The organism is Ligilactobacillus salitolerans, from assembly GCF_003864415.1.
Classification (GTDB): Bacteria; Bacillota; Bacilli; order Lactobacillales; family Lactobacillaceae; genus Ligilactobacillus; species Ligilactobacillus salitolerans.
Genome location: NZ_BFFP01000057.1, coordinates 1 through 10,555, shown reverse-complemented (window position 1 = coordinate 10,555; position 10,555 = coordinate 1). Strand labels below are relative to the sequence as shown.

General features: G+C 43.0%; 11 protein-coding genes and 1 other RNA gene. 3 read left to right on the top strand and 9 right to left on the bottom strand.

Annotated features, from left to right (window positions below; all coding sequences use genetic code 11):
* Positions 1–16 precede the first annotated feature (16 nt).
* The 9 genes from pyrR to LFYK43_RS11470 form a co-directional block, all read right to left on the bottom strand.
* Positions 17–541 carry a bifunctional pyr operon transcriptional regulator/uracil phosphoribosyltransferase PyrR gene (pyrR, locus tag LFYK43_RS11510; protein WP_124978434.1) on the bottom strand — a complete coding sequence of 175 codons (525 nt, stop codon included), beginning with the start codon at positions 539–541 and terminating at the stop codon, positions 17–19.
* A 185-nt stretch (positions 542–726) separates the two neighbouring features.
* The gene (locus tag LFYK43_RS11505) at positions 727–1,632 is read right to left on the bottom strand and encodes an RluA family pseudouridine synthase (protein WP_124978433.1); all 906 of its coding nucleotides are present in this window, start codon (positions 1,630–1,632) and stop codon (positions 727–729) included.
* Positions 1,629–2,072, bottom strand: coding sequence for a signal peptidase II (lspA, locus tag LFYK43_RS11500; protein WP_124978431.1), 444 nt, complete (start codon positions 2,070–2,072; stop codon positions 1,629–1,631). Before lspA ends, LFYK43_RS11505 begins: the two co-directional genes overlap by 4 nt.
* Positions 2,073–2,145: 73 nt before the next feature.
* Positions 2,146–3,801 carry a formate--tetrahydrofolate ligase gene (locus tag LFYK43_RS11495; protein WP_124978429.1) on the bottom strand — a complete coding sequence of 552 codons (1,656 nt, stop codon included), beginning with the start codon at positions 3,799–3,801 and terminating at the stop codon, positions 2,146–2,148.
* Positions 3,802–3,843: 42 nt separating this feature from the next.
* Complete coding sequence (locus LFYK43_RS11490) at positions 3,844–4,224, bottom strand: EbsA family protein (RefSeq protein ID WP_124978427.1); 381 nt, start codon at positions 4,222–4,224, stop codon at positions 3,844–3,846.
* Between the two features lie 26 nt (positions 4,225–4,250).
* Positions 4,251–5,381 (bottom strand): THUMP domain-containing class I SAM-dependent RNA methyltransferase, encoded by a 1,131-nt coding sequence (locus LFYK43_RS11485; RefSeq protein ID WP_124978425.1) that lies wholly within the window; start codon positions 5,379–5,381, stop codon positions 4,251–4,253.
* Between the two features lie 130 nt (positions 5,382–5,511).
* An RNA gene (gene rnpB / locus LFYK43_RS11480) (RNase P RNA component class B) lies at positions 5,512–5,885 on the bottom strand.
* A gap of 24 nt (positions 5,886–5,909) precedes the next feature.
* Complete coding sequence (gene gpsB / locus LFYK43_RS11475; RefSeq protein WP_124978423.1) at positions 5,910–6,248, bottom strand: cell division regulator GpsB; 339 nt, start codon at positions 6,246–6,248, stop codon at positions 5,910–5,912.
* Between the two features lie 183 nt (positions 6,249–6,431).
* Positions 6,432–7,007: an SLOG family protein gene (locus LFYK43_RS11470; RefSeq protein ID WP_124978421.1), complete on the bottom strand. Its 576-nt coding sequence runs from the start codon at positions 7,005–7,007 to the stop codon at positions 6,432–6,434.
* Between the two features lie 190 nt (positions 7,008–7,197).
* Here LFYK43_RS11470 and recU point away from each other — a divergent pair, with 190 nt between their 5' ends.
* The 3 genes from recU to LFYK43_RS11455 all read left to right on the top strand — a co-directional run bounded on the left by recU (position 7,198) and on the right by LFYK43_RS11455 (position 10,511).
* Entirely contained in the window at positions 7,198–7,833 is a 636-nt protein-coding gene (gene recU / locus LFYK43_RS11465) for a Holliday junction resolvase RecU (protein WP_124978419.1), read from the top strand.
* A 17-nt stretch (positions 7,834–7,850) separates the two neighbouring features.
* A complete protein-coding gene (locus tag LFYK43_RS11460; protein ID WP_124978417.1) occupies positions 7,851–10,160 on the top strand; it encodes a transglycosylase domain-containing protein in 2,310 nt (769 codons plus the stop codon).
* 168 nt (positions 10,161–10,328) lie between these two features.
* Positions 10,329–10,511 (top strand): hypothetical protein, encoded by a 183-nt coding sequence (locus tag LFYK43_RS11455; protein WP_124978415.1) that lies wholly within the window; start codon positions 10,329–10,331, stop codon positions 10,509–10,511.
* The last annotated feature ends 44 nt before the right edge of the window (positions 10,512–10,555 follow it).

The following is a 10,555-nucleotide window of genomic DNA, read 5'->3' as shown; positions in this document are numbered from 1 at the left end:
GCATTGGTCAATGGGGCTACTCTAACTCGATCCTATCCTGACCATCGACTTCATTCATATAAACTGCTACTTTTTCATCCCAAGCAGTAGGGATATTCTTGCCGACAAAATCAGCCCTGATCGGCAATTGCCGGTGTCCCCGGTCAACTAAAACTGCCAGACGCACTTGATGGGGACGTCCCTGGTCCATAATGCCGTCTAAAGCTGCTCGGATCGTCCGACCTGTGAATAAGACATCATCAACCAAGATCACGTTCTTATCAGTCACATCATTTTTAAATTCCGAAACCTGTTGAGCGGCAGCAGGAAAAGCATTATCTCTATCATCTCGATAGACTGAGATATCCAATTCATTGACCGGGATCCGTGCACCTTCTAATTTTTCGATCCGCGCAGCGATCCGTTCAGCCAAGAAGATCCCTCTTGTTTTAATGCCTACCAAGACAAGATCATCTACTCCTTTATTGTTTTCAATGATCTCATAAGTGATCCGGGTCAAGGCCCGCTTCATGGCAATTTCATCATAAATTACTTTGGTCACAAATGTTTCCCCCTTTTGAAAAGATTTGGTGTCCTCAGAAATAGGCATAAAAAAAGTCCAGTCGCAGCCCTTGAGGATACAACTGGACGTAAGTTTCATTCTTATCGTCTAAGTATATTCAGTGTGCTGCCTTTGTTTGTCTCTCTGGACAACCCTTTAAAAGGACATTTAAATTTTAATTAATTTTACTCATTGTCTGCAGATTTGTCAAGCTGATCGAGCACTTGTTTGAAATAATCAGGCAAGTCAGCTTGAAAATTTAATCTCTGACCAGTTACTGGGTGGGTAAAGCCCAGTTTGGCTGCGTGCAAAAACTGACCGGGACCGGCCAAAGTTTTTTTGGGCCCATAAACAGGATCTCCGGCTACCGGGTGACCAATGTATTTCATATGGACCCTTATTTGATGGGTCCGTCCTGTTTCCAGCCGACATTTGACCAGCGTATATGCTGTAAATCGTTGGAGCACCGTAAAATGTGTGACTGCCCGCCTTCCGCCAGCCACAACTGCCTGTTTCTTGCGATCCTTAGGACTGCGATCTAGTGGAGCATCGATCGTCCCCTGTGCTTCCTTTATCACTCCATGAACTAAAGCAATGTACTCTCTAGTTGTCGTTTTATCTTTTAACTGCTTGCTTAAACTGCGATGAGCCTGGTCATTTTTAGCGACCATTAATAACCCAGAAGTATCCCGATCAATGCGGTGAACTATTCCAGGACGTAAAGTTCCATTGATCTGTGACAGCGGAGAATGATACAGCAAGGCATTGACCAAAGTATGGTCCGGATGACCAGGAGCTGGGTGAACTACCATCCCAGCTGGTTTATTGACCACCAAGACATCATCATCCTCATAGACGATAGTTAGCGGGATATCTTGAGCAACCAGCTCAATTTTTTCTGGTTCAGGTTCAGTTAAGCTGATCCGATCTCCATTTTTGACCATGTAGCGCGGCTTTTTAACCTCGTCATTAACTAGGATATTGCTTGAGGTCAACATTTTTTTGATCAAGGAACGTGAGAACTCCGGATACTTCGCAGCTAACACCTGGTCAAGGCGCCCGCTTTCGTCCGTAATTGTAAATTCTCTCATAATGAATCATCCTTTAACATCACTAACAAAATAATGATCACACCGATTGTCAGCGCACAGTCGGCCACATTAAAAATTGGAAAATTGATAAAGTTCAATTCAAACATATCGACCACATAACCCAACCGGAGCCGATCAATGAAATTCCCCAAAGTTCCGCCTAAAATTAACGTTAACCCCAAGGCGTAACCCCAATTTTTCCAGAGTTTTAAGAAGTAATAGATCACAACAACGATTGCCACGATCGAAATCAAAGTAAAAAACCACTGTTGTCCATTTAAAATATTCCAAGCCGCACCATAATTGCGAATGTGCGCCAAGGAAAACCAGTGATCAACTATGACCACGCTGTGATCAAGCGGAATCTGATTTTGAACAAAATATTTAACTGCCTGATCCAATAACACAACAGCAAAAACTAAAATAACATAAGTTGGCATAAAATCGACGCCTTTCATTCTGATACATAAACATAGAGCAATTTGTCAACCTGACTGAAAAACTCCATCCCGGCTAAAATAGACCAGTGATCTTACCATTTTCATCGATATCGATCCCATTGGCAGCCGGCTTTTTAGGCAAGCCTGGCATCGTTAAAACATTTCCTGTCAAAGCTACAATAAAACCGGCTCCTAGTTTCGGTACAAACTCACGCACATGGATCTCAAAATCCTTGGGAGCACCTAAAAGCTTAGGGTCATCGCTAAATGAATACTGTGTTTTAGCCATACAGACCGGCAACTGATCCCAGCCCCGTTCTTTAAATTCTTGCAATTGCTGCAAAGCTTTTTTGGAATAAACAACATTTTTAGCTTGGTAAATTTTCGAAACAACAGTTAAGATCTTTTCTTCCAAAGAAGAGTTTTGCGCGTAAAGCGGTTTAAAGCTGCTTGCTTGCTGGCAAGAAGAAAGTACTGTCTCAGCCAACTTGCTGGCGCCCTGACTGCCAAGAGCCCAAGCATTTGAAACTTCAACCGGTACCCCAACTGCTTGACACATTTCTTGCAAACGTTCTAGTTCATTTTGACTATCCGTTGCGAACTGATTAATTGCCACAACTACTGGTACACCATACTGGCTCATCGCCTGAATGTGACGTTTGAGGTTACTGAAACCAGCCTGCAAAGCCGGCAGATCTTCTTGCTCCAAGTCTGTTTTAACGACCCCGCCATTCATCTTTAAAGCCCGAACCGTCGCAACGATCACGATCGTATCTGGAGTTTTGCCCAAAACAGGAGTTTTGATATCTAAAAACTTCTCTGCACCTAAGTCTGAACCAAATCCGGCTTCAGTTACCGTGTAATCAGCTAAATTCAGTGCCGTTTTTGTAGCTAAGACACTATTACAGCCGTGTGCGATGTTAGCAAAAGGACCGCCATGGATCAAAGTGGGAGTGTGTTCCAATGTCTGAACTAAATTAGGCTTTAATGCATCCTTCAATAAAGTCGTGATCGCACCTTCGACTCCCAATTGGCTGACAGTTACGGGCTGTCCGTCGTATGTATACCCGACCAAGATCTTAGCGATACGTGCTTTAAGGTCAGCTAAGTCCTTGGCTAGACAAAGGATCGCCATTAATTCCGAAGCAACCGTAATATCGAACCCATCCTGGCGCACCACACCCGAACTTTTTCCCCCCATGCCGATCACAATATGACGCAAAGCGCGGTCATTGATGTCTAAAACTCGCTTCCAGACGATCTGACGCGGGTCAAGTCCCAATTCGTTCCCCTGCTGTAAATGATTATCGATCAATGCAGCCAAAGTATTATTTGCGGTCGTTAAAGCATGCATATCCCCCGTGAAATGCAAATTGATATCTTCCATCGGCAGCACTTGTGAATAACCGCCGCCCGTAGCACCGCCTTTTGCTCCCATCACAGGCCCTAAGGAAGGCTCACGCAAAGCGATCATTGTCTTTTTGCCCGCAGCAGATAAAGCATCTGCCAGCCCGATCGTGACAGTTGATTTACCTTCACCTGCCGGCGTTGGACTTACTGCTGTCACTAAAATCAACTTGCCTTGTGAATCGGCCGTCTTGCTTGTTTGTGTAATTTTTGCTTTATAATTACCGTATGGTTCGATTGCTTCCGCTTTGATCCCAACTTTCTGCGCAATCTGTGTAATTGGCAACATTTCAGACTTTTGTGCAATTTCAATATCTTTCATCGCTAGCAATGCCTCCTATTCATTCAACAGAAACTATCAGAATTACTTGTATTTGCGAATCGCTTGAGCCGCTTGTTTGGCGTGATTTGAACTCATTAGCAGCTCATACTCTTCGTCTGCTGTTCGGACTACTAAGCTGTGCTTATTGACGGCTAGTGCTGTGATATCATGATACTTGATCAGCACATTGTTAGTCGCGATAACTTTATTGATCCGCAGTTTTTCCGCGTCAATTTGCAGATAGCGAAATTTAACCTGGATCCAGACAACCAGTAAAAACAAAATGAAAGCACTGATCGTCCACGGCTGAAGTACCGTGATCTCAAGCCACAAGAGCGCTCCGACCAAGAAAATCATCCCAGTAAACGACCAGCAGATCACGCTCGTCGCCCTTTCCGGCTGATACTTAAACTTATTATCCATCTGATCCTCCTTGTCTTGCTGCTGATCTACCGTTCTTTTTTACCCCAGTACTGGAAAAGATCAGTTCGTAAAGCTCCATTATACAGCTTGCGCCGTTTAGTAGCTTTTTGACCATATGCTTTTTCGAAATTTAAATCACTAGATAAAATATATTTACTCCATGTGCCCATTTGTTGGTAAATGTGCCCCATTTGCCCATAGAGTTCTTCAGCCGCTTCACGGTCGCTTAAGCGAACACCATAAGGCGGATTAGCAACGATCACTCCGTTTTTGTCAGCCGTTTTAAAATCCTTAACAGCTAACTGCTTAAAAGTGATGTCGTAAAGTACGCCGGCGTTTTGCGCGTTGAGCCGGGCAATGTCGACCATCTCGCCGGAAATGTCATAGCCAAAGATCTTCACCTCTTGCTCTGGTTTAGCCAATTGTTTTGCCTTTTCCCGCAGTTGCTGGGCCAAATCATCCGGAAACAACGGCCAACTTTCACAGGCAAAGGTGCGCCAAGAACCGGGAGCCACATTTTTTGCAATCAGAGCAGCCTCGATCGGAATTGTCCCGGAACCGCAGACTGGATCTACAAACGGCATATCAGGATACCAATGAGCTAGTAGGACCAATGCGGCCGCCATGTTTTCCTTCAGTGGTGCTGCACCTTTTTCAACCCGATAACCCCGTTTAAAAAGTGAACTGCCTGTCGTATCCAAAAGCAGCATCACATGGTTTTTGTTGATCACTGCTTCGATCCCAAACTTAGCACCTGTTTCAGGAAATTTAGTGTGCCGATGATAAACATCAGACATTTGCTTAACTACGGCTTTTTTAACTATTGATTGAATGCTTGGTACATGGTGCAAAATGGATTTTTGCGAACGGCCATTAACCGGAAATTCTGCATCCATTGGCAAATATTGATCCCAAGGAATTTTCTTGGTTTCTTCAAATAGATCATCAAATGCTTTTGCTTCAAACTCGCTTAAGACAATTTTGATTCGATCTGCTGTCCTCAGCCACATATTAGCCCAAAAAATGTCAGCAATGGTGCCTTTGAACCTTGCCCGGCCATTTTCAACTTGAACATCATAGCCCAAATGCCGTAATTCATCGCCAACTAATGCTTCGAGTCCCGAAGCACAGGTTGCAATCAAATTGTACTCCTGCATTAATGCTGCCTCCTATATTCTAGCAAAATAAATTTATTCATAAACGTTTGTCATTTGCTTGCGACAAAGTCTTCCTTAACTATTAAAAAAGCCGGGATAATTAAATTACCCCGACACCTGTAATGTAGTCCTCTATAAGCCACGTTCCGTACGTCATTCGATCCAGGAACCGAAATCGGTGGTAATCATCTATCTCCGAATGAAAACATTCGCCCCCATGATTTGTTCATTTCCGTCATGAAGCGCCCCTACCATAATTTGGGTTACCTACTCGTGGGGTTTACCTCGTTCCACCAAATAAGTTTCCTTATTTGCTTCGTCACTGTGGCACTTTTCAAGACTACTCAGGCATGACCGAAATTTTAGCCCTTTTATCTGCCGTAACCTGTTCACACAGGCCCCCTGCCTTATTTTTTCAGCAAGCACGAACACTACAAGCATCGCAGCTTGTGTAAGCTTGGACTTTCCTCAGCCTGCAGATGCAGACCGCGATTACCAGAAAACTACATTTTATATCATATATCTATGTTAAAACTGATTACTATGATCGTCATCGTTAAGTTGAGCACCAAAGACATGGCGTTCCAGATTCGACAAACGTTTCAAAATATCCATATTTGTCGTATTAGATGCTGGACGTGCTGTTTGTCCGGATTTGCCAACAGCAACCTGTCTGGTCAACTCGTCGACTTTGCTAACTAAACGATCATTTTCTGCCTGCAAACGTTGATTTTCCTTAGCGTAAGTTTCATAATCCTGAATTACGTTATCTAAGAACTCATCCACATCTGCTGGATCATAACCGCGCATTTTAGGTTTAAAATGTTTATTCACGATTTCTTTAGGCGTTAGCTTAACATTTTCCATTAAATTGCACCCCATCCAAAAGGAACTTAACTTATAACAATATTATTATACCAGTTGACACTAAAATTTCAAGCAGTTTTACTAAATCATCATTTTCTTGAGTTCTTATTTGCTTTAACTTGGCTTGCGCTAAATCCTAGCACCTCAAGCCAGCTAGTATTAAAACACCCCAACGAAGCGAATTCAGTCTTCATCTCTTTCAGCCAGCAATGCAGCCGTATCTTGTAAAGACAGCATATCCAGCAACTCGAGACCATATTCACTTGCCTGCTGTTTTTTTAAGATCGCTTCATGGTCATAGCGGCTTTTCCCTGGGTATTCTGGATCATAGACCATTAGTGCACCCTCTGTATGGTTGAGCATAAAGATTTGGTAATTTTTTAATTGTTGCGGTGAACGGTAAGGCTGCTTGCTGACCTCAGCGCTAAAATCAACCGCTGTTTTTAATTCCTGCAGGTGTTGCTGCTTTTCTGGCTTCCACTTCTCACTAAAATTTGAAAATGGCAGCAGCATTGCTAATTTTAACTCAGGAAAATCTTTTTTTAAATCTAAACCGACCTCGATCGTCCACTGCTCGATCCCTAACTGTCCGCCCGTCAAGATCCATTCCAAACCATTCTCGATTCGTTCGCTCAACTCAGTTTTCAATGCTGCTTTGATCACGGCTAATTTTTTATCCTGCTCATTATAGATATTTAACTCATAACTGCGGTAGCCTGTCACCCATAAACGCAATGTGATCACCTCGCTATCACTCATTATTTTTACTCGAACTGCCTTGTTCTTATTTTACTTCAGGGACTGACAAAATTCTAATAATTCTCCAGTCAGCTCACCCAATAACCAAGTACTTCTACTATATTAACACCTTCATTTGTTCTCAGCTTTTTCAAACTTTGCCAAGCAAGCCAACTGTTGCTATAATTAAGCGCAGAGGAGAGTGAGCTAAATGATCAAACGCTATCCCAATGGAACTCCCTATCAACAAAAACTAGCTTTGGATCAGACGATCAAATTTAAAAGCAAAACGGCTAACGAAAATGTAATTTATGGCAATCGCGGCATGTCGCTGGAAGAAGAGATCAACCTCAGCAACAAATATTACTTAGAAACTAATGTTGCCGTGATCCATAAAAAGCCGCTCCCGATTCAGATCGTGAATGTCGACTATCCCAAAAGGAGCGCTGCTGTGATCAAGGAGGCGTATTTTAAACAGGCCTCAACTACCGATTACAACGGGGTTTATCGCGGACGTTACATCGATTTTGAAGCTAAAGAGACTAGGAATCGCGCTTCTTTCCCGTTGAGCAACTTCCATGATCACCAGATCAAGCACATGAAAGCTTGTATTCGACAAGGCGGGATCTGCTTTGCACTCGTGAAATTTGTTGCTCACCAGGAAATCTACTTACTGCCAGCAACTGTACTGTTCACTTATTGGGACCGGCGCTTTTCAGAACGCAAGTCGATTCCATATACCACGATCCAAGAACAAGGTTTTTTGATCGATTATCAAATCAACCCCCGTCTGCCATACTTGCAGGCGGTTGACCTTTTGATTGAAAATTTAAATAGCGTTAACTAAAGGAGTATGTGTTTATTATGAGTAAACAAGATCCAAAGTATTCGCGTGTTAAACAACGCGAACAAGCCCAAAATCATAAGCGTGGTCAAGGACGGCCAAAGAAAAAGAAGCATTTATTTGCTAAGATTTTTTGGTCTTTAGTGTTACTACTGGTCGTAGCAGTAGCAGCCGCAGCAACTTTATTCTTTTCATATGCTCGGACTGCTCCTGCTTTAAATGAGGAACAACTTAAGAGCCCTGGTTCAACTACGATCTATGATAGCGACAACCATAAGATCTTGAGCCTGGGTTCAGAGAATCGGACCGTTTTAAAACAAGATCAGGTCCCCCAGCAGCTTAAAGATGCAGTGATCTCTATCGAAGACCGGCGCTTCTATAAGCATAAAGGGGTCGACTTGCAACGGACGCTGGGTGCAGCCTTTTCAAACGTGTCGAATTCTTCGTCCGGATTGCAAGGCGGCAGTACACTTGACCAGCAATTGATCAAGCTTTCTTTTTTCTCAACCAAAAAGTCCGACCAAACTCTCAAAAGAAAAGCACAGGAAGCTTGGCTCGCACGTAAACTTGATAAAAGCTACACTAAAGATCAGATCCTGACCTTCTATATGAACAAGGTTTTTATGGGCTATAATTCATTTGGAATGCAAACCGCAGCCAATTTTTATTTTGGCAAATCGGTCAAAGACCTTTCACTCGCCCAAACAGCCTTGATTGCCGGGATACCCAACGCTCCATCGTCCTATAATCCTTACTCGAACCAGAAGCTGGCGTTAGACCGCCGAAACGACGTTTTAGCAGCGATGCTGAAAAATAAAAAAATCTCGCAAACGGAGTATGAACAAGCTAAAAGTACAAGTATTACCGAAGGACTGCGGCCTTATCACCAAAGTACACAGACTACAGAGAAAGCCAAATTGGCGGACCCGTACTTGAAACAGGTGATCAGCGAAGTTAAGAAAAAAGGCTACGATCCATATGGTTCGAACCTGAAAATTTACACAAATTTGGACATGAAGGTTCAAAAAAGGCTCTATGACATTGCCAACACTAATAATTATGTTTATTTCCCAGATAATAAGCTGCAGGTGGCTTCAACGATCATCAACCCCAATAACGGCAAGGTTGTTGCTATGCTCGGCGGTCGAAAAACAGGCAATGTGACATACGGCTTGAACCGTGCTGTGCAAACCGATCGAACAAACGGTTCGACAGCTAAGCCGCTGATGGATTATGGACCAGCAATTGAAGATTTAAACTGGGCAACTTATCACTCGCTCAAAGATGAAAAATACACCTACCCTGGAACTAATATTCAGTTAAATGATTTTGATAATCAGTACAAAGGCACGATGACGATGCGGGATGCCCTAGTTCAATCGCGAAATGTACCCGCGATCAAAACATTATCCACTGTTGGGGTAACAAAAGCCCAGAATTTCATCAGCAAACTTGGCTTTAAGTATAAAAAACAGCTAGAATTACAGAATGGGATCGGCTTGCCGTCTTCGACTTTGCAAAACGCTGCAGCATATTCAGCCTTTGCTAACGGCGGCACGTATTACAAGCCTTCATATATCAATCGGATCCAAACGGCTGACGGACAAGTTGTTGATTACTCCAGCAAAGGAGTCCATGCAATGCAGTCATCAACGGCCTATATGATCACAGATATGTTGAAAGGCGTGATCAATTCGTCAATGGGTTCTGGCACAAGAGCTCAAATCGCAGGCTTATATCAAGCTGGTAAAACCGGGACCAATGCTTACCCAGATGATATCGCCTCGAAATTCCCGTCAGATGTTTCGATGGATTCATGGTTCAACGGTTACACTAAGAACTATTCGATCTCAGTCTGGGTGGGCTACGACCATCCTTACCAAGAAAATAATTATCTAGACACAGCTTCTGTTCGACTGGCCCAGTTGACCTATAAGTCGATCATGTCCTACATTGCCCAAGGCAAGACAAACACAGATTGGTCACAGCCAAGCAACGTTTTGTCCAAGACTGTCAATGGAGTGCGTGAACTTTATCTCGCTGGTGCGCCGGATTCCGCAATCGTTAAAGAAGATGACGATGATAGCAGCAGTTCAAAGAGCTCCAGTTCCAGCAGCTCATCAAGCTCTAGCAGCTCGTCAGAAGAATCCAGCAGCTCAGAAAGCTCTAGTTCATCGAGTTCTTCTTCTAGCTCAACGAGTTCAAGTACTTCGTCTGAAACAAGTACATCTGCTTCAGAAACTAGTTCTAATAACGGTGGAACATCCAGTCAACCGACATCTCAGCCAAGTTCAAGTTCAAATAACACCACACAAAATGGCCAACGATAAAAATAAAAAAGCTTTGAATTCACTCTGAATTCGAAGCTTTTTTGTTGGCTGCCAACTTTATTTCAGCGCTTTTTGAGCATTAAATAGTAAGCAGTGCCCAGCGGGACGTATTTAAATAAAAAACCAGATTTAATATAATTGCCTTATCAAATGAGATGAGGTGATTTTTTGGATAACAAGCATGATTTTGTCCAAGTTAAAATTGATGGTCCTAGATCAACGAATGAGGTTAAGTCTCAAAAGGCGATGCAGTTTCGCATTGATCAAAATAAAACTGTGGTGGTCTACAATCGGATCAACAACTATATCCTCGATGCTTTCTTAAAAGCGGTGTTCCCTCATGATGCTTGACTTGAATAAAATCGACCAGATTTATTTGGTGACGGGCAAAACAG

What these genes read in the sequence shown, in the direction of transcription:
- LFYK43_RS11505 (WP_124978433.1), bottom strand. Translation starts at nt 1,632, where the DNA reads ATGAGAGAATTTACAATTACGGACGAAAGCGGGCGCCTTGACCAGGTG.
- lspA (WP_124978431.1), bottom strand. Translation starts at nt 2,072, where the DNA reads ATGCCAACTTATGTTATTTTAGTTTTTGCTGTTGTGTTATTGGATCAG.
- LFYK43_RS11495 (WP_124978429.1), bottom strand. Translation starts at nt 3,801, where the DNA reads ATGAAAGATATTGAAATTGCACAAAAGTCTGAAATGTTGCCAATTACA.
- LFYK43_RS11490 (WP_124978427.1), bottom strand. Translation starts at nt 4,224, where the DNA reads ATGGATAATAAGTTTAAGTATCAGCCGGAAAGGGCGACGAGCGTGATC.
- LFYK43_RS11485 (WP_124978425.1), bottom strand. Translation starts at nt 5,381, where the DNA reads ATGCAGGAGTACAATTTGATTGCAACCTGTGCTTCGGGACTCGAAGCA.
- gpsB (WP_124978423.1), bottom strand. Translation starts at nt 6,248, where the DNA reads ATGGAAAATGTTAAGCTAACGCCTAAAGAAATCGTGAATAAACATTTT.
- LFYK43_RS11470 (WP_124978421.1), bottom strand. Translation starts at nt 7,007, where the DNA reads ATGAGTGATAGCGAGGTGATCACATTGCGTTTATGGGTGACAGGCTAC.
- recU (WP_124978419.1), top strand. Translation starts at nt 7,198, where the DNA reads ATGATCAAACGCTATCCCAATGGAACTCCCTATCAACAAAAACTAGCT.
- LFYK43_RS11460 (WP_124978417.1), top strand. Translation starts at nt 7,851, where the DNA reads ATGAGTAAACAAGATCCAAAGTATTCGCGTGTTAAACAACGCGAACAA.